This is a genomic window from Paenibacillus wynnii (assembly GCF_030812855.1).
GTDB lineage: Bacteria > Bacillota > Bacilli > Paenibacillales > Paenibacillaceae > Paenibacillus_AQ > Paenibacillus_AQ wynnii_A.
The window spans coordinates 55,387-80,308 of sequence record NZ_JAUSTK010000016.1 but is presented as its reverse complement, the minus strand read 5'-3'; the positions used below and the strand labels follow the sequence as shown (position 1 = coordinate 80,308).

Sequence of the window (24,922 nt, the reverse complement as noted above, 5' to 3'; positions counted from 1 at the left end):
CTTTTAAACACAGTAAATTCATAGGAATAATAAAGTATGGAGGAGAGACCTAATGAAAAAAACCAACCCGAATTATTGTTGCTGATCTAAAAGGGAGAGCAGGTACGAAGATATTGCAGATATAAACAAAAGGAGGATACAAAATGTCTCAACGGCAATTAGTTCTGGACGCGCTGCAAAATAAACCGGTGGAACGGATTCCGGTCGGTTTCTGGTTTCACTTCGTGCAACATGATGAAAGCTTCAAAGGGTTGGAGGACGCCTCTATCATTCAGAGAAACATAGATGGGCATAAACAATATTTTCAGGAATTTCGTCCCGATTTCGTAAAACTTATGAGCGATGGCTTCTTTGGATATCCCTCCTCAATTCTCAGCCATGCCACAAGTGCGGCAGAATTAAGAGAGCTGCGGCCGGTCGGTGCGGAGCATCCGTGGATCGTTAAGCAGGTGGAGCTTGTAAAGACATTAACAAGTCTAATAGGCGCTGATGTGCTGACATTTTACAATGTTTTTGCACCAGCAACATATTTCAAATTTGCGTTCGGAGACGATGGGAACAAGGTTCTGGCGGACTATATTGCAGAGGATAAAGAGGCAGTTAAGCATGCCTTGGACGTAATTGCAGAAGACATAACGACCTTAGCACACAGAATTGTGACCGAGGGAAAAGCGGACGGTATCTATTTCAGTGTTCAGAATGTACAGGATCCACGCGTTACTTCTGAAATTTATAGAGAAGTGGTTGCGCCTGGTGAGCTAAGGGTGTTGGCACAGGCGAATGAGGTCAGCGACAATAACATCCTCCATATTTGCGGATACGAAGGAAGCAGGAATGATCTGAGCCTCTATTTGCATTATGAATCAAAGGCAATCAATTGGGCCGTGAACAATGAAAATATCAGCCTGGTTGAAGGCAAAGAGCTGTTCGGCGGCCGGGCCGTCATAGGCGGATTCGATAACAATCGAACCGGATTACTATACAGTGGAAGTCAAAAAGAAATTGAGGACTTTACGGAACAGACGATACGTTTGGTCGGCAAGACGGGAATTATTCTCGGGGCTGATTGCACATTGCCTAGCGATATCGAACTGGAACGGTTGAATTGGGTACGAAATAAAGCTGCAAGCTTGTAAAAATTTGAATTCTGAGGAGACAACTAAATGAAAACAGTGAAAAAAATGATGATGCTCACTATCATATCCGTTATTGCCATATCGGTGACCGCTTGCTCCGGGAATAACAATAATACTGCAGACAAGTCCGTAAACGCTGCGGCTGCTCCAGTATCAGGTACAGTAGAAAAGGCATCCGCTTCCGGGGAAGTGACCAAGGTACGTGTTGCGCATACACAGACCTATGTTCCTTATGATTTCGTCAATGAAAAAGGGGAATCAGATGGCTTTGAGGTTCAAGTACTAAAAGCCGTTGATGAATTGCTTCCCGAGTATGAGTTCGAATTTGTTCCTACCTCTGACGATGATTTATTGATTGGGATTGAATCCGGGAAATTCAATGTGGGTGTGAAGGGTGCATGGCGCACGGAGGAACGCGAGAAAAAATTTATTTTCCCTAAAAATCATGTTGCTGCAAGCGTCATCGGGCTAACTTTTAGAACTGAAAATGCTGACAAAATTACCGATATCGATTCCTTTGCTAAATTCAGCGGCAAGCTGGTGCCGATTGCACCTCAAAATGCGCAATGGGCTGTTGTGGAAGATTACAATAAAACGCATGCAGATAAACCCATTAACTTAGTGGCTTCAGAAGCCTTTACCATTTCAGATGCTTATACTTGGGTGCTGGAAGGCAGATATGATGCATTCTTTGACATCAAGCTCTCCTTTCAGAATAGCGTAGCGGCAGATGACGGAGCCTATCACAAATTTGCGGATAAACTTTCTTATGTTCCTTATAAGGGCATTCCAACTTGGCCTCTGTTCAATAAAAACGACCAGGCTTTTGCAGATGCGTATGACGGCGCGGTTGAACAATTGACAGATAACGGAAAAATCAAAGAGTTGTCGCAAACGTACTTTGGAGAAGATATTTTCCAATATATTAAAGAATAACTGCTGACTGTTAAAGGAGGCAATCCGTAATGAGACCTTTTGATCCATCGTTCATACTGGAGGTATTTCCGCAGTTGTTACCTTACCTGTCAGTAACTTTATATATGCTTCTTGGCACTGTTATCTTTGGTTCTTTGCTGGGATTTATCCTGGCAAGAGCCAAAGTAAGGCGCCGCCGGGTTCCGAAGCTGCTGGCAGATATTTATATTGTGGCATTACGCTGTACGCCACCAATTGTGCTTCTATTTATTGTGTTTTATGGACTTCCGGAGCTGCTGATGTATATTCTTGGCGTCGATATTAACTCTTTTTACAGAGGCCTTTTTGTATTAGTAACATTTACGCTACTCTTCGCCGCCAGCATATCGGAAGTGATGAGAACCGCCTATGAAGCTGTCGATGTGGGGCAGCGGGAGGCCGCAGTCAGTGTAGGTATGAGCGAATTTCAAGCCTTTTACCGAATTGTGCTTCCACAGGCGGTAATTGTTGCTTTACCCAACTTCGGAAATGCTCTGATTAACTTGATGAAAGATGGTTCGCTGGCTTATACCATCGGACTGATAGACATTATGGGACAGGGAACGCTGATCATTTCCAGAAATTACGGTTCTTATGCACTGGAAACCTATATTGCACTGGCGGTTATATACTTGAGTATCACAATTTTGATTGAAAAATCTCTTGGTGCGTTGGAAAAGCATTTGTCCAAAGGAAAGAGGGGTATAGCAGTTAGGAGGCGTAACATTTGGATCTGAATATAGACTATATGATTAATACGTTGTTCTTGGCGATGGCCGGCATTCCAACTACCTTGAGAATCACTATCGTATCTTTGGTTGTGTCGACCCCGATCGCTTTTTTAATGGCTGTTTCCAAGATATATAATGTAAGAATTCTCAAAAATTTGGTTACGATCTACGTGTCCTGCATCAGGGGAACACCAGTTATTTTGCAGATTTTGATTATTTATAGCCTGTTTCCCAGCTTAATTAATGCGTTTGCAAAGGGAACGGGAATGAACTTCAATGTATTCGATGTGAATCCGATCATATATGCTTATATTGTATTCACATTAAATACTAGCGCAGGATTGTCGGAAATTTTTCGATCGGCTCTGCTTACAGTCAGCAGGGGGCAATTGGAAGCGGCATATGCGGCTGGAATGACTACGGTGCAGGCATACAGAAGAATTATTCTTCCTCAAGCTTTGGTAGTTGCTCTGCCCAATATTTGCAACCTGACTATCAATCTTATTAAATTAACCTCACTGGCTTTTGTCATGACCGTCAAAGATATAACAGCGATCGCAAAAATTGAGGCTTCCTATGGTTACAATTACATTGAATCGTACCTGGATATCTTCTTTATATACATCATCGTTTGTTCTATCACACAGTTGCTGTTTGCGCTGGTGGAACGATATTTCGGCTCCTACAAATCGCCTAAAGTAGTTATCAAATGAGGAGGTGGGGATATGCTCGAAATTAAGGACATACATAAAACCTTTCATAAAAATGAAGTGCTGAAGGGTGTCAGCATTAAAGTGGAGAAAGGTGATGTTGTTGTTATCCTCGGTCCCAGTGGCTCCGGCAAAACAACGCTGCTTCGTTGTATTAACTTCCTTGAACGGGCGGACCGGGGCGAAATTATCTTTGATAATCTGGGAGTAAATATAGCAAGCGCCACTTCGGGTGATATTACCAAAATCAGAAAACGAACGGCATTCGTGTTTCAAAATTATAGTCTGTTCAACAACAAAACTGCTCTTGAGAATGTTACGGAAGGCTTGATTATAGCCAGAAAAATACCCAAACCAAAGGCAATTGAAATCGCAAAACAATCGTTAGACAAAGTGGGCCTGTCGGATCGCTATAACTATTATCCGTCCATGTTATCCGGCGGACAGCAGCAGCGGGTTGGTATTGCAAGAGCCATTGCTGTAAATCCTGACGTTATTTTATTTGATGAACCCACTTCCGCACTTGATCCGGAGTTAATTGGAGAAGTACTTGGCGTAATGAAACGACTTGCTAAGGAAGGCGTAACCATGGTCGTGGTAACTCATGAGATGACATTCGCTCAGGATGTTGCTAACCACATTGTTTTTATGGACAAAGGGGTAATCGTCGAGGAGGGAAACCCTAAAGATTTCTTCTCAAATCCGCAAGAGGAGAGAACCAAACAGTTCCTTCTCCGGATTGTGCCAAACAATGATTACTCCATCTAGTGTTGGACTAACGATCGCTGCTGTAAAAAAAGTTTTGCCTCCTACAATGATGAGAGTGTAATTTGCATAAACTTGTACAATTTACCCCGTACATGCACTTATAGGCTACTGCCCACATACAATAAAAAGACCATGAACCCTTAACTCTAACGGATTGGTTTCATTGTACATGTGCGGGAGGTGTCGCTAAGTTGCCCGGAATAATAAGCACCATAGCACTGCTGATTAAGGAATTGACACTGCTGGTGTCATATGTCCGAAACAATGCGTTTCCACAACCGTTGACGGAGGAAGAAGAAAGCCGCTGCTTAGGTCGGATGGCAGAGGGAGATTCTCGTGCGCGCAATATGCTGATTGAGCACAATTTGCGTTTGGTGGCCCATATCGTCAACAGGTTGTGGACACGATATGATGTCATTAGTTACGTTTAATTGAAAATATTGAGGCTCCATTAAGGTTCGAATCTCATCCTTAGAATTCTACATTTATAAACCGTATTTGTATTCATTGCATTATTGATTTCAATGAATCCGTTACATCAGGAAATGTAGGATTTTGGCCTCGAAATACAGATCCTTGGAAATTGTGTTAAGATGGTTTTGTGTGAAAAGTGCAAGAATCAGAAAGGTTAATGATATTTGGAAATAATATTAAAGCGGAAGAAGTTTTAGATGTATTTGGAAGATATGTTGATTTTGATAAGAATTAACCGATGCTACAAGTTCTTTTGGTTTATAATTTCATAACTAACCTCTAGATAATAAACGGCTAATGATTATTATTAGAGAGTATGACCAGATGATGATATGTGAGCGAATAATGTTAATACTTAACGGAAGGCATCATTATTTAGTCATTAATTTGACCCCCATGCAGAGGAGAATTTAAATTGTCTGAATATTCAATAGAGACTGAAGCAGGAAAAATACATAATCATAACACAAGAGAATATTTCAAGGAAGTTTTTAGTTCTTATAATAATGGGCACTATAGATCGTCTGTTGTGATGCTTTATTCGATAACTATGGCTGACCTTGTCTACAAATTAAAGGAATTGGACGAAAGAGATAACGACGCTAAAGCAAAAAAAATTCTCGATGAAATAGCTATTCTTCAAAATAAGAATCCCGAGTCTTCAGATTGGGAAAATAAACTTTTGGATAAAATATTAGCAAGTACAACATTGCTAAATAACGGTGATATTGGAAATCTAAAAAATTTAAAACAACACCGTCACTTATGTGCTCATCCAGTTCTTGATTCAGAGGATATACTCTTCACTCCTAACAAGGAGACAGTAGTGGGGCATATTAGAAATATGATGGAAGGAATATTACAAAAGTCGCCTCAATTCACCATAGATATTATTCCTTCGCTTATTGAACTGATACCGGGTTATTACAATGATATTGGCGATGATGAACGGTTTGAAACATTTTTGCGCCAAAAGTATTTTAAACATTTTGATGATAGGCTAATAAAAAGTTTGTTTAGAACTTTGTGGAAATTTTTATTTAAATTAAATAATAATAAAACATTGGAGTGTAGAGAACAGAATAACTTAGTCATAAATATTATTCTTAGTAATTATAATAACATCTTATTATCAGATGTTAATAATGATCCTACCTATTATAGTAATCTAGTTTTACTTGATTACAAAGAGGATCCTTACCAACTAAAGTATTTGGTTGATATACTCGCCATTTATCCTGAAATTTTTTATAAATTTACTGAAGATGCACAGATTATTGTCAGAGAAAAAACTGTAGTGAAAAATGAACTCTATGCAAAAGCGTGGTTTCTCAATGGTACCGTTGATACACATATTCTGGAGATTAAAAGAAGGATGGAAAGCGGAAGCAAATTCCCAAAAGTCAGTTTTAATACTCTAAGAAATATAGCTGAACAACACAAACAAACGGGGAATCTTCCTTTCCTGCTTATTAATTATTTGAAAGAAAATGGGTCATATATAGAGGTTGCGACTCGTTTTAGAGTAGTTACTAATAATTTGAATTTATTTTCAGATGAACAATTAACAATTCTGTTATCGACTTGTAATAGTTATTATACTATATACAATAATAATGATCTCATGGATTTATTGGAGCCAATCTATGATCTACTGGAAAACAGAGGTGTGGAAGTGAATCTTGAAAATTATACTAAACTACCCACAAGATAATTAAATAAAATAATTTAGTTTTAATTCATTTTCCATTCTGGCGTGAAACGATGTAACTGAATGATGACCATTTAAGTTTATTTGTGCTTTATTACTGAAGTACATGAACTTCTAGGCATCAACCTATCAGACAATAAAGCGACTATGAACCCGTTGGTCTTAACTAGGTCGGTTTCATAACACATGTTTAGGGGTGTTGCCAAGTTGCCAGGAAATCATAAGCACGATTGTGCTGCTGGTATTTTACGTAAGGAACATTGCTTTTCCCACATTTTTCGAAACAGAATTAGATCAAGTACTTATAAATGATGGCCGAGATAGACACCAATCTAATGGAGCATAATCTACGGCGGTTTGTTGCCCAAAACCCTTGGTAAAAGCCAAGGGTTTTTTCTGTTACAGAAGTGTGGAGATTATAACCAATGGTTTAAAGGGGAAACAGAATTGTAGGTAGATCAGCAAGAGTGGGATAAATTAATTCAAACAAACTGCTCAACCCTTGAACAGTCTGATTAAAGAATATTTCAGTTCGATATCTTTAACATATAGGGTGTACATGGTGAAGAGAACTAAATGAAACTTTAGAATTTTTCTTGATATATAAGGTGCCGTGACTTTCTTATTCAAATCGTTCGCTGTACTCTCTATCTCGTGCCAATTCCCATTCGTATTCGGATCGAATTTCTTCACTGAATGCCCTCTCTTCTTGGATGGCCCATTGTTGAACAATGGGATTCTCATGTTGTTTTAGCTGTGAAATTAATGGTATAAATTTTCGCATCAGTTCTGCCCGAGAACCACTCCATGAAGTTGGTCTAAAAGTGTGCTTAAATTCTTTTAAAACTAAAATTGGATCAGAAGAATTTCTAATCAATGTAATGGCGATAGTGGTCCACTTGATTTCGTGTCCAATATTTCTGTATGGCATAATAACTGAAGCTATTAATGGGTATCTAACCTCTGGATCAACAGCACACCAAGTAAGAATCACAGCATCTTTGATAGCAGATAACGGATTTGTAGAAGAGTGTATTCCGTCTGAAACCAGTCGAGCCATGCTATAAATAACTTCTTCTTTTTCTAAAAAAACATCAAGAAATATTAACGGATGTATTGAGGCGATCGCCTCTAAAACATCATCAAAATCGGCAAAATAAATTTCATAGCTTCCTAGTCCTATAGCTATTTTATTGGCTACTGCTCGAATGTTTTCCTTCGCTTCTTCATCAGAAAAGCAGTATCTTACTAATTCTGCAAGTTCATAATCCTTATGGGCTGCATTATTACGGCTAAATGAATATTGCACGAGAAGTTCTTGTCCTAATGTAATAATTTCATCACTAAGATTTCCCTTTTCCTCTCCATGAATTTTCATTTGGAGAATTTCGATTGCAACGTTGCTTCCTTCACTTTTAGAGGCAATGAACTGTACTAATTCACAAAAATCACTATCGTTTATAGTATCGAGTGCCCTACCATACGATAAATTTCTATACATCCAAACTGGAGCACTCTCTAGTTCAAGTGCTCTTTTCAACCGTTCTATTCCTTTTTGTTTTATACTTACACTGGTCTGAATAATAGGGAAATTAGCAGATAAAAGATGACTCGTTACAGCTTCATCTAATAAATTTTCACATAAATCATTATTAGTATTAGAAAGACCATTTAAGAATCCTCGAGTTAACTGGAAGTTACGCTTGGATTCAGGTATAGATTGTAAATGATGGAGCATATTTTCCCATATGCCTCTCGGATCACCAATACTTTCCGACAGACCTTGACCGAAATCAAAAATTCTTATCCCTTCATGTCTTAGAAGTTCCGGCATCAATTCATCTACAAACTCCATACTACAACCAATTTCTTGCCCAAGTGAGCGAGTAGTATTTTGTATCTTAGTATAACTTTCAGTTATATCTGATTCTTCTTCAATGATATCAATTATGTCCAAGGCACTTTTATAACCAGAGAGTGCGAATAGTCTGGCTTTATCAATCAAAGTAGTTGGTGCAAGAATTTTGGTTAGATTATTTAATCTTTCAACAATAGATGGTGTCATTTCTTTTGCATCAAACCTAATTGTGCTTTTTACCGCTATCCATCCCTCGTTCCAAGTATGTTTCGCAGCAATATAATTAGCCACTAGTTCTAATTCATCATACATCGCAGCTTTAGTCCATAAACCTCTGAATTTCATAGACAGAAGACCTCTAATTTTAAGCGCTAAAGAATTTTCAGCATCCGCTAATGGTAATATGTAATCAAGAAATGTCTTGTACCAATGATATATATCCGTCTTACATTTTGGTGACCAGCCATAATCTCTTGCATGAGCGCCAAATTCAAAACCGTAACTTGAACTGAAATGCCATGCTTCCAGTGCTGCGCTTAAGAGTGAAACACCCAAATCTACTCGATCTTCTGAGTCAGACTCTATTAAATTTGAAATAACACTAACTCGCTGGTCGGGCGTTGCATGAGTGCCTGAGAGATAAATATAGAACAATGATTTTAATAATTTTCTTATTGAATTATTATTTTCTTCGGAACTTTCAACCAAAGCAAATCGGCATAGAAGATGGGTAGCTCTTTCGAATAAAAGTGGGTCATATGCTATAGATCTAAGAAGTCTAGTAAAATCAATGAAGTAATCATTCTCACGTGAAAAAAATACATGAGAATTTTCCTTACTAGTAACTCCCTCTAGGAGAGATAAAACTGAGTTCGGATCTACCGGTGCTATATTTCTAAGCAAAGTAACACCAAACCCATTTAAATCTATGATATTGCCTAACAACCCGGAATCAGAAAGCCATTCTCTAGAAATTTTCTTTGCAGTATGGGAATTATGCAAGAAGCCTAGTCGTTTAGAGAAGGACTTTAATAACCTTTCGGAACCGCTATTTATAAAAGTATCAGTAATAATATTAGAGGGGATGTTCTGAAGCGCTCTTTCAGCAAGTCTGTTAGCGATCGCATGCGGAAGCACTGCCCGCCAGTGACTCCTTTGTTGGACAAGTTCACGTCGTTTGAGTTCAACTACATTTTCATAGATTTCACGAGCACTAAGGTTTATTAGAGATCCTATTAATTTTAGTTCATTTTCGTCGACTTCACTTGTTCGAATGTCAAATGAGTAACAAAGCGAGCATACTTCCGCCACTTTGAGGAGTTTGTTATCCGGGAAATTCCTTTGCTGAAATAATTTCTCGAATAAATCGTAATCTCTTAGTTGAGATATATCTTCTCCTTTTTCAATTGTTTTTGCTAATGCAATAGCAATACGTGCATTTCCACCTGCAAATTCAGCTATAGTACTGGCACCGATTTCAGTTATGTAAGCAAATCGACTAAGAATTACCTTCTCGATTAAGTCGCGGGATGCTGGTTCTAGACGATAAACTTCAGTTTCTTCAGGTTGATCATCTCTCACATCATATTCTACAGTCATAAGACTAAGTTGACTTCCGGTTGCTGAGCATATAGAAGTTAATCTTCTATGTAATTCTGGTGGACAGTTATCAACTATAAGTATTAGTGGTTTTTGGGAAGCAATTAACATCTCTGCAAAATTTCTTGGGTCAGGATAGGGGCCATCACTAATATCCGAGTAAAATACCTGAGATGAATTAAGTGGTTCTTCACCAATTCGTTCATCAAACAAAGACTGTATTAAGCGTGTTTTTCCGACCCCAGATAAACCTACTAAACGAACTGAGGATCCTGGACGACTGAGAATACTTCGAAGTTCTTTTATTCCTTCTATTACTGAAATAGCATCGGAATTTGCTCTTGTTGTATTATACAAACGGACATAGTCATCTGTAATATAAGTTTCCTCAATTCCTCTAGGACAGTTTGCCCAATTCCCGTAGGTTTTCCATCCCTGAATTGGACGACCTATCTTATGGCGTACCCACAAAATTAGGGCAGGATGAGCACGAACCCAACCAGCGATTCGCTCACGATCATAGAAATCAACCTTAAGATGTGACGCATTTACGTAATCAGAAACTGCATTTTGCATCGCTACTTTGCGATTTTTTAAAGCTGAGTCTGCTGTGGAGCCCTGGCTACTAACAATGATGTATGCCCCGTTATTATCTGCTAACTCTCTGATAACCTGTCGAAGTTGATTATTAGGACGCATTTCATCAATAATTGCAGCTCTTGGCATATCAGGTTTTTTGACCTGAAATCCCGTATTAGCTCTTGGGATAAAACCATCATTCTGTAATACTGAAGATACTTCCACACGAACATCTATACCACCATCACTAGCATTTTGGTGCCCTCCCCATGTAACGCCCGCAATTGGTAATCCCATATTACGCAGTTCTGCTTCACAAAGTAGGCCAATAAGTGATCTAAGGTCTGAATCATTAAGATCTGTTATATCGTTTCCTGTTATATCCAGCATAAATAATCTCCTTTTTACTGACATTAGGCTCGCTTAGAGAATAGAAATATGGTTTTTTTTATTAAGTCATAACTATATGTAACAGGATTATCCTCAAAAAAACCTTTAGCTTTTGGTGGAAGCTTTGTAAAAGGGATATAGTCTTAACTTTTAAGTTGTTCCTATTTTTCCATATTTTGTCCCAACACTTTTAAAATAGCCCAACATATTGTGTTTGTAAACATATTTTTGCGAATATTTGTTCTGTATAGGTTATTAACATTTAGTCCTCAAGAAACCAAATAATTTTCAACTTATTTACATTATTTGTATAGGAAAGAAAATGATTGATGAGAGAATAACCCATTTAAATTTCGGGGGAACTTGGGCTTTTTATGCGTGTAAAAAGACATGGGTCATAATACTTATTTTGGAGGGATAGGAAATAAATTGTCGAATTCTATACTATACCGAAAAGCAGTTTCTAGGAGGATAGAATATGAAATTACATAGCTTGAAATTAGAAGGATTTAGAAGACATCTGAAAACGGAGGTGTTATTTTCAGATGCAACATTCTTGATAGGCGAAAACAATATTGGGAAAAGTTCAATACTTAATGCATTGAATATTCTACTCAATGACGTTAAAAAACTAAATGAAGATGATTTCTTCTCTCTGAGGGAAGAAGGACTTACTGTCAATACTCGTGGTGTTGAGACAATTACCTTAATAGCTGAGTTTCGTGATATACCCGAAGAAGCAAAGGGATGGATTGGATTTAAGGGGCGCGTACTTAGTTTCACAAATGATGACGGTGAGCTGGACTACAGAATTATTTATAAAAAAACATTTAAACCGAACATTGATTGTATTGTTGAAATGCGTGAGCAATCCAAAAAAATGAAGGTTGATTTTGAGCAATGCCTTACTATTCAAGATTACATTGATGCAGGTCTAGACACTTCAACAATATTAGAGAAGATAGCACATATAGCTCCAACAAAGAAACTAACTCAAAAAGAGCATGAGCTAATAAAAGAGTTGGAGGATTTGTATGATTTCGATAATCAAAATGAGGTGTGGTTTACGAATCCAGGTGGAATACCTGCAAATGTATTAACAAAGCTACCTAAATTCTTACTTATTCCGGCACAAGACAAAATAGATGAGTTGTCTGGCACGTCTGGTACATTGATATCTACTTTAACACAGCTATTTAATGACGTTAGGGAAGGCTCTGATAATTATAGACAGGCACAGTTATATTTGGATTTGTTGGCTGCGGAGTTAAACCCAGAAGATGGGGAAAGTGAATTTGGACAGATGATGTTTGAACTAAATAAAACAGTTAGTGATGTGTTTCCGAATACAGGAATTAAGGCAATAACTAACCTAGCAGAAGCAGATAAAGTTATAAAGCCTCAATTTAAGATTTCGATGTTTAGCAACATTACAACGGCAGTGAATATGCAGGGGACTGGAATTATACGATCAGCAGTATTTGCTTTGTTGAGATATAGAAATATAAGGGAGAATAGAAAAGGGGCAGGGCACAGCAGACCCTTGTTGATTGGGTTTGAGGAGCCTGAGATATATCTGCATCCAAATGCTGCGAAACAAATGAGAGAGACAATCTATGAATTAGCAAGTGCTCCTAGCAATCAAATCGTTTGTACTACACATTCACCTTATATGATTGATCTCAGTAAAAAACCTCAGCAAATTCTAAATTGTCTTTCACGGTGCAATTCGACACATAGAATAGGTCTTCGAGAATTAAGTGTCGAAAGACTGAATTGTACCTCTTTTAATACTAGTGAAGAGTTCAAAAAACTTCAAGATGAGGATAAGACATACGTTAAGATGTTGCTGAAAATTGATGATTATGTATCAAGAGTGTTTTTCTCTAAAAATGTTTTAATCGTAGAAGGAGACACAGAAGATATAGTTCTAAGAGAAACTATTAATCGCATGCCAACTGTTGTAAAAAAAGATATTGAATGCAATTGGCAGATTATTAAAGCAAGGGGTAAGGCTGCGATAATTTCACTTGTAAAATACCTGAAGGCGATGGGGATTAATCCAGTAGTTATTCATGATAAAGATGAAGGAGTTAAACGAGCAGAGGTATTTAATGAGCCAATTTTAGCAGCTATCGGTGAAGAAGAGAATCGAATTATGTTAATAAATTGTATTGAGGATATTCTTGGATACCCCGCTCCTTCTAATGAAAAGCCATATATAGCATTTAAATATATAAATGAAAATTGGACGGAAAATTGGGAATCAATCTCTTCTCATTGGAGACTCATTATTGAGAGTGTGTTTAAAGATTCGTTCAGCCTCATAGTCTCTGAAGATCATCAAACTGTTACAGATAAAGTAGCAGCAACAATAGAAAAATCTCAATAATCTCAGAGAGGCGTGGTATTATGGATTTTTTGAAACTACTACCTTTTCCACAAGTGATTAGTTTTTTTAGTGTTTTTATGTTGCTTGTTATTGGTATTGATTTTTTTAGGACCGTACCATCTGCTCGTCTGCTAGAAAATAGTAAAACAAGGTTGGTAAGAAGGATCATTAACGATCTAATTGGTTTTATAGTAGTTACAATGGTAATCCTTTTATTCGTATCTCCTCATGTAAAGCCTAAGTTAATGGTAGCTGTGTTTTGCGGGATTATCATCACGAGTATTTTGGGACTCATTTATGCAGAAGCTAAAAATAGCCGTTTTCAATTGTTTATTAACAAGGTGATGATTAAAGTCATCGGAGAGAAAGGCTTCAAATTTTACAGAGTAGCGTTGAGTTTTACGCATACTCTTTTACTATTAATCTTTTATACATATTATACTGTGTTGATGACTAGCGGCTTAAAAGAAACGTTGAGCTTAAGTGGGGCAACTAATCTTGATATTATTTATTATGCTTACAAAGAAAATAGATACGTTATATATGCATTTTTAATTTTATCAAGTTTGATGTACTTTATGTTTATTAAGCTATACATGTCACCAATAAATAAGATTTTAACGGGGGCTTTTAGAAAGACGCCAAAAGTTAGAATTAAATTAACCTCTGGAGAAGTGTTAAAAGATCTATATATTTTTCAGACATCAGATGTGAAATTTATAATGGCAAGTAATGAAATAAATATCTCGAATGATTCGAAAATCTACCATATTCATAAAGATAAAATTGACTATATAGAGGTTAATAGCGATTCGAAAATTATTGATTTGAAACAACAAAACCTTAAAAAGATACAATGATATATATTAAACTATCATGTCCGCTACACCTGTATGTAGTGAGTTTAAATAGAAAAAAGGAGAGAACTCAGATGATATTCATTTCCCCGGTTTGTGAATAAGTTAAGTTATCCCTACACTTAAAAGATTCAACCTTCATTATACTCACAATAAAACGGTTGTAGAGGGGAACAATTTCAAAGAGCCCTAACAGTATTTTTGAATCTTTTCTACCACGGATGGGATTAATATTACATGAAAAAGCTTCTCTCACATCTTTAATGAGCATGTCGCTTACATGAAAAGATTAATAACTGGTAAATGGAGGATTGTCCATTGAGGAATCTTAGAAAGAATCATCACTATGTCTCACAATCCTATTTAAAAGCCTGGGCGAATAATCATAATAGAATATGGACTTATCGAACTTTAGTTTCACATAGTTCAGTCCCGGAGTGGTCTCAGTCGTCCATTAAAAGTATAGCTAATCACCAGCATCTATTTACGCGTAGTATTGTTGGAGATGATTCAGATGAGATTGAGGTATGGATGGATCAGGAAATAGAGTCGCCTGCGCAAATTGCTTTATCCAAAGTTCGTACTGATGATTCTTTAAGTAAACCTGAATGGGAGAAGCTGCTTAGATTTGTTGCACTTCAAGATATTCGTAATCCTGAAAGGTATATAGAACAATTAGAGCGTTGGAAGTTAAATATGCCAACTATCATTGAAGAGGCGATGCAGACAGCTCTCAGTAAAATGAAAGCTGACTCCAGTAAGGGGCGTATTCCTACAGATAAGGATATTGGTGATATCAAATTAATTCCTATTCGAGTAACTAAAGAAATCGGTACTGAGTCTGAGTTGGGAAGTTTGAAAACAGAAGTATTGTTGGGGCGTGGAGTTTGGTTATTTTCTATCCGTCACTTACTTACTGCTACATATAAGGTTCTGAATGAGCATACATGGAGTATACTTCGTGCTCCTGGAGAATTGCATTGGATTACAAGTGACAATCCATTAGTGAGGTTGAATTACTATGAAAATGGATCTTATGATTTCAAGGGTGGGTGGGGAAATGAGGGAACCGAAATCTTCTTTCCGTTATCACCTGAATTATTGTTATATACTCAGGTCGGAAACAAAGTAAAAATGAATAATGTCACCAGAGTGCTAGCTAGGACCTTAAATCGATTTATTGCTGAGAACGCACATCGTCATATATTTGGGTTAGATCCTGTTAATGAAATGAGCGGGGTTGTTCCCAGAATTGTTAATCATGTGGCCTTCGAACATGAGAAAAGAGAGTGGGAAACTTGGCATGTGCGTCAAAAGAAGTTAGAACAGGAGTACTAAGGGAATTATTAATTCTTACAGGAATGATGTTTCTGGTAGTTTATAAGATCTATGTCTACAGATTTATTTGATTTTTAAGTGAGGTTCTTATGAAAACTAAATTTTATGTCGTTGTTAAAGGGAGACAAACAGGAATTTTTGATAATTGGGAAGGAGGAGCCAAACAACAGGTAGAAGGATATAAAGGGGCAGTATATAAGTCGTTTTCAAAGATTGAAATAGCCGAGATATGGTGGGAGCAAATGTCTCCGGAATCAATTAGTCCGATCTATCATTTTATTAATGAATATGCCTGTCAAGTTCAGCCTTCCCTTGTAGAAGCAGAGCAAACAGGGCCATACTTTACTTATCTTATTATTGATCCTCGGACAGAGATACCTTTTTATGTAGGACAAACTCTTAACATGGAATATAGGAAAAGTAACCACTTAAAAGATTTGCATATATATAAAGCCTATAAAAGGACGATTTCCAGCATTCAGATGGACGGTCTTGAACCAGAGTTTCAGATAGTTGATATCCAGTCCACCAAAACAGATTCACTTCGGTCAGAAACAGATTGGGTGAAAAAACTCGCATACCAAGGAATACGTGTCTTAAACGGCTGGAAGGAACATAAAGAATGGATAGACTTGATTATGAGTAATAGTACATATAGTGTCGATAATAAGACGAAAGGAGGTCAGTAGTTCAACTGACCTCCTTTTCACTGTTATCAAAAACAGGGTAACAATAGGTATTCTGTAATTGTACTCATCCATTGCAGAGTTCCAGGGAAATGTAATGCATTCTGATTAATTAAAGTCGGTTTTTTGTGGGTTCATAGATTTTAAGGGTAACCTCTTACGCAGCAGTAAACTGAGTAAGAGTTATGCTGAAGAGGCAGGCATTAAATCGAATCAAGTAATACTGAAGGTAAAGGGCGGTTTTATTTTAGAGATCGAAACTTCCAATTAAACTCATCATGCTCCTTAATTCTAATACCAGCATTCCGTGTAAAGTGGGGTTGCGTATACTGCAATGTAGTTTGAAGTTTTTCATGCCCGAGCAGTTCCATAGATCGACACCTTGATCCCTCATGTGAGTTGCAAAAGCATGGCGCAGACTGTGAAGTCGTACATCGGGCAACATGGCTAGATGCACATACTTTTTAAAGAGCTTACTCACATACTGTCTAGATATGGGCTTTTGGTTATTCTCCTTGGGGAATAACCAGTTATCCTTCCCTAGTTCATATATCGAGCAGAATTTCTGCAAAACTGCGTCAAAGCCTGGACGTAACACCAAGACTCTTTGCTTTTTAGTCTTTGTCTCAAGAAGAGTAATCATTTCATCATCAATATAAAGTCGAAAAAATGTGGATAACTCTGATGAAAGAGGTAGGAAGGATGAACGTGAAGAAACTGGAGACGTGGAAGAAACGCGGAATCGTCACACAGATTCTATAAGACCACCACAGACTAAAAAGCTTATTTGCATAAGGTGATTTTGTTTCTTTATGGTAGGATTATTTAAAATAGTAGCTAACAGAGTGATGATTTATGCATCTATGAAACTTGGTTTCCTTTATATTGTTTTATGTGATGAAGATTAAAAGTATGGTTTGGTATACTTTAGATAATGGAGGCTGGGAGCTTGCAAAGGAATCGGTTATTAAGGAAACTGTTATATATTTTGATCTTTATCCTGGGTCTAACTGTGAGCGGACTTCACACTGTAAGTGCGAAGAAAGAGGGGATATCCGTCGTTGTTGATGGGAAGGTAGTGAACTTGTCAAAAAAACCAGTGACCATAAATAATGTGAATTATGTGCCGTTGCGTGGAGTGTTTGAACAATTGGGTGTCAGTATCCAGTGGGATCAGAGCTCAGCAACAGTAACAGCTAGCAAAGGTGCACAGACGATGGAATATACGCTTGGTAACTCTTATGCACGTATTAATAACATCGAAATGGTTATGTCTTCACCCAGTCGAATCATTGAAGGTAGCGTAATGGTCCCGCTTCGGTTTGTTGGAGAAGCTTTCGGAGCAAAGGTAATTTGGAACGCAACTGCAAGATCGATCATGATATCTTCCGACGAAACACTGCTTTCCTCCATTTCTCCGGATCCTACTGGGAATACAGCTTCCAATTTGATGAATAACGGTTTTGCCGTCAAGCAGGGAAAGTGGATTTATGGGCTTGAAAATGAACATTCAGGTTATCCAACCGGAGGGAATGGCGGTTATCTGTATAAAGTGAACGAAGATGGCGGCGAGATTACCAAGCTGATTTCGGCTCAAGCGCGAATGCTGAATGTTCAAAACGATTGGATTTATTATATAGGTACTGATGGTATATACAAAATACGAACAGATGGCAGCGAGTTGACTCGGCTAACGGATTCCCCCTCTTCAAGTCAACTGTTTGTTATGAATAATTGGTTGTTCTATGACACTGAGGATGGAGTATACCGATTGCAAACAGATCGGTCAGGAGCACTCCCAATTCGAGTTCTAGGCAATCAGAATATCGATCAATTTACAGTCTCGCAAGGTTGGGTCTATTATAAGGAGTTTAGTGACAATCAACAGATTGGAATGCTAGGAAGAATTCGGATTAACGGAATGGACAATATCGGCTATGGTAGGCTCGATTATGAAGATCTTACAGTGCATGGGGATTATATCTATTTTAACTATCTTGATGAGAATACGAATAAGATAGGAAGAATGCCTATAGAAGGCGGTGATTCACAAAATTTAGTGACTGCTGAGGGTTACAATATCTCTAATAATACTTTGTTTTACGGGAAAGGAACTATAGTTTACCAAAGTGAAATGGATGGCAGCAACGGTAAACCAGTCGCTAACTTGAAGGCTTGGCCCATGCCACTAAAGTTCATAGTTTTAAATGGCTCTATATATTATGAAAAATCAGTGTTTGATGAAGACGGCCAGTTCGCATCGGCGATGTATTGGGTGAATTTAGCGGCGAAGAATGGAGGAAGTCTATTCGGGAAAATACTTCCTGTTGAGCAAAAACTCCACTTATACCCTTATAACGATAGAAAGAAAACAAATGAGGTTGAACAATACGCCAAAACAATAGTACAACAAACGGTTCGCTCTGACATGACTCCTCGTGAAAAAATAAAAGCATTACATGATTATATCGTGCAGAATACAGCCTATGACTATGATAATTATTTGAAAGATACAATACCGGAGATTTCTTATACGGTATACGGTACTTTGATACAGCATAAAGCTGTCTGCGAAGGGTATGCATTAACTATGAAAATACTGTTAGATCTAGTCAATGTGGAAAACTATCTCATATCAGGAGTGGCCAATGGAGGCCTTCATGAATGGAATCTCGTTGTCTTAGATGGCGTCTATTATCACTTAGATGCGACATGGGATGATCCTGTCCCAGACAACCCGGGACATGTCAGATATGATTATTTTTTGATATCGGACGAGAAGATGGCTCTGGATCATGAATTTGACAGTGAAGGAATCAAAGGATTTTTGGAGAGAAATAAAATTTTAGAAGAAGTTACTATTGATTTTAAATAACTCATATCTTCGGGGATAAGATACCCAGAATTTTTCCCCAGCAAATAGAAGGTATTCAGGATCCAAAACAGATCGACGCTGGCATGATGGGTACCATTGTACTTGAGAAAAAAACCTCCTTCAGCATTGGGGCCATTTATCAGAGCTGGGTGCAGGCAACCTAGATCAGGACATACTTTTTTTGGTGAAGGGAGACCATATAGGAACGGGATACAATAGATCCTATTCTTTTGATAAAAATACTGTATTCCTGCTAGATGAAGTAGGTGAGAAGCCCTAAGAATTAGGAATTATCAACATTTTCGGAAGGACGGGCCAAAGCGTCGCTTAATGGTAAAAAATCAGGTTTATTCAATCGTGCAGGAAAGTTCGTATTACCAGAAAAAACACGTGACAGGCAGTTTCCACGGTGGGTTGGCTTCGGAATAGATAAGGTTAATTGTGGAGAGGCTTAAATTCGTTAATGTCGAAACCATAAGTCAGGCCATAATTATACCAACTAGAGTACTTATTATGAGCTGGTGTGCTGGAACGGAGTAACTAATAAGTTTATACTATTTCCCGTGCATGCACTTCTAGGTGCTTGTCCATACAATAAAAGGACTATGAGCCCTGTAAAGCGGCCGTTTTATTGCGCACGTACGGTAATTTATTTAATGCCATATACTATTGAATATAATGCAAAACAATTGAAACTACATACAAATCAAAATAGACAATAAGGCCACGGAATTTCGATCCGCGGCCTTATTTATCTTACTAGTCTTTGAACTTGATCTGTGTCACCTTGATTTCGGCATTACCGGCTTTCCACTCTTTCGGGACTGTTTTGGAAGTATAAAAATGGTCACTGTCAAGTTGGAATGTGTAATTCGGTTTCAGTTCCTTGTAATCAAAATCCATATCGTTTACCGGAAGATATGATTCCTCAGCGATATTGTTACCGTTTGCGTCTTTGAAATAGACAGTTACTTCAATCTCAGAGAGGGTTTTGTTTCCCTTGTTCTTGATTTTAAACGTGACGCCAGGTACCTTCCCATCGAGTAGAGAATCGAAATACTTCGCCTTGAATTCGTAGACCTGAATCAAGTTGTTGATGTATTCTTCCTCGACGGTCGTATTATACTGGCTCGTGTCTACGCCGGGATTAGCTTGCTTCCGATACAAATCCAGTTTCTCTTTCAACTGCTCATTTTCTGTCCGAAGTTGGTTGAGTTCGGCAAGTTCTTTTGCCTGTTCGTCCGACTTTTTCTTTGCAATGTTCAAATCTGCCGTTGCCGTAGTAAATTTTGAGGAAAGGTCAGATTTCTCTTTTTCTAACATGTCGTATTTGTTCTGTGAAACACAGCCTGCTAGCAGGAAAATCACCAACAGGCCAACAATCCATCTACTTATCTTCATGTTGTGCCCCCAAAATGATCAAGTCATATTCGTATCGCTTACAGCCCAAAGCGATACCTCCTTCGCGTGAAATCCGTTAACGTTTCTCCTCCTAAACTGATAATAAAATACATTTTTCAGTCTATCAGTGCTAGGTAAAATTTACTATGAGTTTTTCTATAATATCCACTTTTTATAATAGCTTATCAGAGTAGGCTGATTTAGCGATTATGGTGGCAAGAATAGATGTAGTAACTTATAAAGAAAAATTCTTCCATTTGGTATACAATAAATGTGTTTAATTAATAATCCTTAAGTCCTACTTGAATGAATCAAATGAAAGATCAGCATAGATTATTAGAAATAGAAAGGGGCCTTTCCACTTGCAAGATTTTTTAAAAAAATTTCAGGATCGACTAACCGATCTTACTGCAAAAAACGCAAGTCTTCGTCTCATGAAATTACATAAAAAAAATCATTTTGATGGGTTTCACTTTACTAATTCCCCAGACAATCAAGGCTTTATGATATTGGATCGTCTTCAAGAAGAGAGAATATTCCTAATGCCTGTCTCATCGATTGATGACATGTGGAGTAATCACAGCCGCTCTTTGACAAGTCTCAAACGAGAAATTGATTTGATAGAGCAAGAAACAGGAGCTAACGTTTTTCATGTGGCCTACGGATTTCTCGAAGGCTATGTGAATCCAGATTTTTATATTCGATCTCCTATCCTCTTGTATCCGGCTAAACTTGTGAGGCTGAAAGTTCGTAATAGTCTTCACTGGGCTTTGGAATGGGAGGAGGAAGAAGTCCCATTCTTTAATCATTCCCTGCAATTAGCTTTGCGACGCTTTTGCAATGTGGATCTATCTCAGCTTTCTACAGAACTAGAAACATGTAAACCTCGAGAACTTTTAGATAAGATAATAAGCTTTTTGGAAGAAAATAGAGTGAGCATAAAGTGGGATAATGATACTAAAATACTTCCATTTCCAGATATGCGTAAGGACGATATCCCAAAGTATGGATCTGGTTTTGTTTTAAAACCATTTATGGTTATGGGGAAGTTTAGGCAAAGTACAAGTCCTCTGCTGCAAGATTACGACCACTTAATGCAGAATCCACCTAATGAAGGAATTTTATCTACTATGCTGGGTGGGAATGCTAATGAAAGCGATTTGGAGGAAGTGGACAATGAAGTGTTAAATCTCGTCCACGAAAAGGAGACTTTTTTTGTTCTCGATACGGATGCAAGTCAAGAGGCAGCTGTTGTAGCATCTCAAAACAGACAAGGACTTATTGTTCATGGTCCACCTGGAACCGGCAAATCACAAGTGATTGCCAACTTGGTAGCAGATCGGTTGGCACGAGGACAAAAGGTATTGGTTGTCTGTCAAAAACCGGTTGCTCTCGAAGTTGTTTACAATCGGTTGAGTAGTCTGAATTTAAATCGACACGCAGCATTGCTTCGAGATTCAATGAAAGATCGTAACACTGCTTATGCTACATTATTGTCTATTTTTGAAAATAGCACTCTATTGGGGAATGGCAACGAACATGAGCAGATATCGGACGAAATGTATACCTTGGCCACTAAATTGAATGCTGTCGCTAGTTCATTACATCAAGAGCGGCCTTTTGGAAGGACACTTCATCAGGTTTATTCCAAAGCCATATGGGATGACCGTTTGATTATGTCTGTAAAGGATTTAATATCGAGTGTTACATATACGAACTTGCAAAGACGAAAAGTTGAGCTTGAAACAATCATTGAACTAATGGAAAAATATGATCGAAATGACTACCCTTGGTCTAACAGAAAGAGCTTTGCCAGCTTTTCAACTGATCACCAATACGAACTTCATACTTTACTTACCAATATTATCGATAACATCAATAAAGCACATGACATTCAAGCTCGAGAAAAGTTTGCAACTGTCCCTGAAGATCATGTGAAACACCTTAGTATTTTAAAAAAATTACACAAAGAAATGCCTAGCTATAATATTAAGGTAGCTATGTATTGGAAACAGGAAAAACCGGATTTTCGGGCCGTACGTAATACGTTTAGCGAGCTTGATAGGATGATACGTACGTGGGCTACAGATAATATGCCAGTTCAAGGATATTCTGTAGAGGAAGCTCGCTTAATGGTTGAAAAAATAAAAATCTATAGATTTTACCAGACAAAATGGACAAGAGTTTTCTCGACGAAATGGCGGAGAACACACCGTGAAGTAGAAGCAGTTGCTTCTGAGCGGGGCATTAGTCCAATGACATTGCAATCTCAACTGGATCTTTACTTATCTATGGAAGAAGTTAAGCAAAAAGCTATCCATCACTCAGTACTGGAGGACATACCACTGTCAGTCAATGTCCAGGATTGGGAAACGTGGCGATTGGAGAAGCAGCAGGCTATTGAATTCTTGAGTGCATATCTAGAAACTTCAGAAAGATTTCCGCAGTGGGTTACTCCAATAACGAATTCATCTTTCAAGGATGAATTTGAGAATAAATTGAATTCAGCTATCCAGTTAGGAGAGCTGACTGCTTCTTTAATTAGTGCTTTAGAAATCTTGAATAAGTATCTCGGTGAAAAAGAAATAATTAATATTTCGAAAGACTTCAAAATGGGTACTATGAGCGTTTCTTTGTTTAATGAGATGGTAAAAACACTGGAACAATTTGATAGTATGTGCAGATTAGATCAATTGAAGGCAGAAACGGATGATTTGAATACTAAGCTCCTACAGAGATGTAAGGACAAAATGCCTTCTCAAGAGGATAGTTGGATTAATCTTATAGAAAATAGTTTCTTGCACGCTTGGCTTCTCCAAATCGAAGAACAGGAGCCACATGTTAAAGACGTATCGACGGAAATCTTTGAGCGAAACAGGTCCCGTTATATTAAACTGCATAAAGAAAAGCGTAAAGCGGTACCAGGTTGGATCAATCAGCGATTAGGTGTAAAGGCGAACGAAATAGGAATTAGTGCAAAATCCAACTTGAAGCGAGAAGCTCAGAAGAAACGGAAGCAATTAACACTTCGACAGATATTTTCGGCCTATTCCGATGATATGTTAAAGCTGATTCCATGCTGGCTTTGTACCCCTGAGACGGTTTCTACTATTTTTCCAATGACTTCTGGTTTATTTGACTTGGTTGTTTTCGATGAAGCATCTCAATGTTCCGTTGAAAATGCTATACCAACCTTATACCGGGCTAAGCAAGTGGTTGTTGCCGGAGATGAAAAACAACTTCCGCCTAGCGATTATTTTAAGAATTCTTCAGAAGAAGAAGAAGGCGAGGAGGAAGAGGCTGCCCTTCAGGAACGTGCGGATAAAGCCCAAAGTTTGCTGGAATGGAGTAAACTATATTTTGCTGATATTTGGCTTACGTGGCACTATCGTTCCCAAAATGATGCGTTAATTAACTTCTCTAATTATGCTTTTTACGGTTGCCGAATGGAGATTGCTCCATCTGCCCACCGTCCAGAAGGAAGGCCAATAAGTTTTCATCAAGTAGAGGGAAAGTGGGTTAATAACCAAAACCGAAAAGAAGCAGAAATGATAGTAGAACTGGTGATTGATACTTTGAAAAATGATGAGTCGAGACCAACAATTGGTATCATCACATTTAACAGTCCTCAAACGGATGCAATCTATGAAGTGCTGGAGGAAGAGGGAAGAAAAGATCCTGAGGTTCAAGTCCTGATAGAAGAAGCAAAAAGTCGTAGAAACGGGGATGAGTATGTAGGGCTGTTTGTAAAAAATATCGATAATGTTCAAGGGGACGAAAGGGATATTATTTTCTTTTCTGTAGCTTATGCCAAAAACGAGGAAGGGCGAATGGTTAGCAATTTTGGACCTTTATCCCAAGGGGCAGGCGAAAATCGCTTGAACGTTGCAGTAACCCGGGCTAAGAAAAAAATCCACATCATATGTTCTTTTGATCCACGGGAATGGAATCGGGCAGAGACATATGCATCGGGTGTACGACTCTTTAAGCGCTATTTAGAATACGGTAAGGCTGTATCTGACGGAGATCAAGAACAAGTGCGCCGAATTCTAAATGGTTTATTGGACGGTAATGCTGTGAATGGGCGGAGTGATCTTGTATTCGATAGTCCCTTTGAATATGAAGTATACGAAGGGTTGTTGGATCTTGATTATTCAGTTGATACACAAGTAGGTCTCTCAGGATATCGAATTGATTTAGGGATCATACACCCGAATAACAATGAACGTTACATCCTTGGGGTTGAGTGTGACGGGGCTATGTTTCACTCCTCAAAGGTAGCACGGGAACGGGACTATTACAGGCAGAAATTCTTAGAAAGTCACGGATGGACAATACATCGGATATGGAGCCGTAACTGGTGGAAAAATCGTTCTGGTGAGCTTGATAAAGTACGTCAACATGTGGAAAAGTTGAAGGTGAAAAGCTGACCAAGTGGTCAGCTTCTCATTTGGTCAAAGTTG

At 38.1% G+C, this 24,922-nt stretch carries 15 protein-coding genes and 1 pseudogene; 13 read left to right on the top strand and 3 right to left on the bottom strand.

Annotation, left to right across the window (positions count from 1 at the left end; genetic code table 11):
- The first annotated feature begins 143 nt into the window (after positions 1-143).
- From J2T20_RS15970 to J2T20_RS15940, 7 genes and pseudogenes are all read left to right on the top strand, one after another.
- Positions 144-1,136 (top strand): uroporphyrinogen decarboxylase family protein, encoded by a 993-nt coding sequence (locus J2T20_RS15970; protein ID WP_307589931.1) that lies wholly within the window; start codon positions 144-146, stop codon positions 1,134-1,136.
- Between the two features lie 27 nt (positions 1,137-1,163).
- A complete protein-coding gene (locus J2T20_RS15965) occupies positions 1,164-2,072 on the top strand; it encodes a transporter substrate-binding domain-containing protein (protein ID WP_307589929.1) in 909 nt (302 codons plus the stop codon).
- Between the two features lie 29 nt (positions 2,073-2,101).
- Positions 2,102-2,827: an amino acid ABC transporter permease gene (locus J2T20_RS15960; RefSeq protein WP_307589927.1), complete on the top strand. Its 726-nt coding sequence runs from the start codon at positions 2,102-2,104 to the stop codon at positions 2,825-2,827.
- Entirely contained in the window at positions 2,818-3,534 is a 717-nt protein-coding gene (locus J2T20_RS15955) for an amino acid ABC transporter permease (protein ID WP_307589925.1), read from the top strand. Before J2T20_RS15960 ends, J2T20_RS15955 begins: the two co-directional genes overlap by 10 nt.
- Before the next feature lie 12 nt (positions 3,535-3,546).
- The gene (locus tag J2T20_RS15950; protein WP_307589923.1) at positions 3,547-4,299 is read left to right on the top strand and encodes an amino acid ABC transporter ATP-binding protein; all 753 of its coding nucleotides are present in this window, start codon (positions 3,547-3,549) and stop codon (positions 4,297-4,299) included.
- Positions 4,300-4,490: 191 nt separating this feature from the next.
- A pseudogene (locus J2T20_RS15945) lies at positions 4,491-4,694 on the top strand (RNA polymerase subunit sigma-70); the annotation flags it as partial.
- A gap of 494 nt (positions 4,695-5,188) precedes the next feature.
- Complete coding sequence (locus tag J2T20_RS15940) at positions 5,189-6,487, top strand: hypothetical protein (protein WP_307589921.1); 1,299 nt, start codon at positions 5,189-5,191, stop codon at positions 6,485-6,487.
- 619 nt (positions 6,488-7,106) lie between these two features.
- On the opposite strand, the gene J2T20_RS15935 is transcribed toward J2T20_RS15940, so the two are convergent.
- Positions 7,107-10,910: a hypothetical protein gene (locus J2T20_RS15935; protein ID WP_307589919.1), complete on the bottom strand. Its 3,804-nt coding sequence runs from the start codon at positions 10,908-10,910 to the stop codon at positions 7,107-7,109.
- A 478-nt stretch (positions 10,911-11,388) separates the two neighbouring features.
- On the opposite strand from J2T20_RS15935, the gene J2T20_RS15930 reads away from it, so the two are divergent.
- From J2T20_RS15930 to J2T20_RS15915, 4 genes are all read left to right on the top strand, one after another.
- Positions 11,389-13,302, top strand: coding sequence for an ATP-dependent nuclease (locus J2T20_RS15930; RefSeq protein WP_307589917.1), 1,914 nt, complete (start codon positions 11,389-11,391; stop codon positions 13,300-13,302).
- A 20-nt stretch (positions 13,303-13,322) separates the two neighbouring features.
- Positions 13,323-14,162: a hypothetical protein gene (locus J2T20_RS15925; RefSeq protein ID WP_307589915.1), complete on the top strand. Its 840-nt coding sequence runs from the start codon at positions 13,323-13,325 to the stop codon at positions 14,160-14,162.
- Positions 14,163-14,477: 315 nt separating this feature from the next.
- A complete protein-coding gene (locus J2T20_RS15920) occupies positions 14,478-15,497 on the top strand; it encodes a DUF4238 domain-containing protein (RefSeq protein ID WP_307589913.1) in 1,020 nt (339 codons plus the stop codon).
- Between the two features lie 89 nt (positions 15,498-15,586).
- Positions 15,587-16,186: a ribonuclease H1 domain-containing protein gene (locus J2T20_RS15915; RefSeq protein ID WP_307589910.1), complete on the top strand. Its 600-nt coding sequence runs from the start codon at positions 15,587-15,589 to the stop codon at positions 16,184-16,186.
- A gap of 244 nt (positions 16,187-16,430) precedes the next feature.
- On the opposite strand, the gene J2T20_RS25790 is transcribed toward J2T20_RS15915, so the two are convergent.
- Positions 16,431-16,826, bottom strand: coding sequence for a tyrosine-type recombinase/integrase (locus tag J2T20_RS25790; protein ID WP_373457811.1), 396 nt, complete (start codon positions 16,824-16,826; stop codon positions 16,431-16,433).
- 306 nt (positions 16,827-17,132) lie between these two features.
- Between J2T20_RS25790 and J2T20_RS15910 the strand changes: the two genes are divergently transcribed.
- Complete coding sequence (locus tag J2T20_RS15910) at positions 17,133-19,058, top strand: stalk domain-containing protein (protein WP_307589908.1); 1,926 nt, start codon at positions 17,133-17,135, stop codon at positions 19,056-19,058.
- 759 nt (positions 19,059-19,817) lie between these two features.
- On the opposite strand, the gene J2T20_RS15905 is transcribed toward J2T20_RS15910, so the two are convergent.
- Positions 19,818-20,459, bottom strand: a complete 642-nt coding sequence (locus tag J2T20_RS15905; RefSeq protein WP_307589906.1) for a hypothetical protein — start codon at positions 20,457-20,459, stop codon at positions 19,818-19,820.
- Between the two features lie 362 nt (positions 20,460-20,821).
- On the opposite strand from J2T20_RS15905, the gene J2T20_RS15900 reads away from it, so the two are divergent.
- Entirely contained in the window at positions 20,822-24,889 is a 4,068-nt protein-coding gene (locus J2T20_RS15900; protein ID WP_307589904.1) for an AAA domain-containing protein, read from the top strand.
- Positions 24,890-24,922: the final 33 nt, after the last annotated feature.

Bases quoted from the DNA above. Each gene is read 5' to 3' on its own strand.
- J2T20_RS15930 (WP_307589917.1), top strand. From the start codon at position 11,389: ATGAAATTACATAGCTTGAAATTAGAAGGATTTAGAAGACATCTGAAA.
- J2T20_RS15915 (WP_307589910.1), top strand. From the start codon at position 15,587: ATGAAAACTAAATTTTATGTCGTTGTTAAAGGGAGACAAACAGGAATT.
- J2T20_RS15950 (WP_307589923.1), top strand. From the start codon at position 3,547: ATGCTCGAAATTAAGGACATACATAAAACCTTTCATAAAAATGAAGTG.
- J2T20_RS15960 (WP_307589927.1), top strand. From the start codon at position 2,102: ATGAGACCTTTTGATCCATCGTTCATACTGGAGGTATTTCCGCAGTTG.
- J2T20_RS25790 (WP_373457811.1), bottom strand. From the start codon at position 16,826: ATGATTACTCTTCTTGAGACAAAGACTAAAAAGCAAAGAGTCTTGGTG.
- J2T20_RS15965 (WP_307589929.1), top strand. From the start codon at position 1,164: ATGAAAACAGTGAAAAAAATGATGATGCTCACTATCATATCCGTTATT.
- J2T20_RS15905 (WP_307589906.1), bottom strand. From the start codon at position 20,459: ATGAAGATAAGTAGATGGATTGTTGGCCTGTTGGTGATTTTCCTGCTA.
- J2T20_RS15925 (WP_307589915.1), top strand. From the start codon at position 13,323: ATGGATTTTTTGAAACTACTACCTTTTCCACAAGTGATTAGTTTTTTT.
- J2T20_RS15970 (WP_307589931.1), top strand. From the start codon at position 144: ATGTCTCAACGGCAATTAGTTCTGGACGCGCTGCAAAATAAACCGGTG.
- J2T20_RS15935 (WP_307589919.1), bottom strand. From the start codon at position 10,910: ATGCTGGATATAACAGGAAACGATATAACAGATCTTAATGATTCAGAC.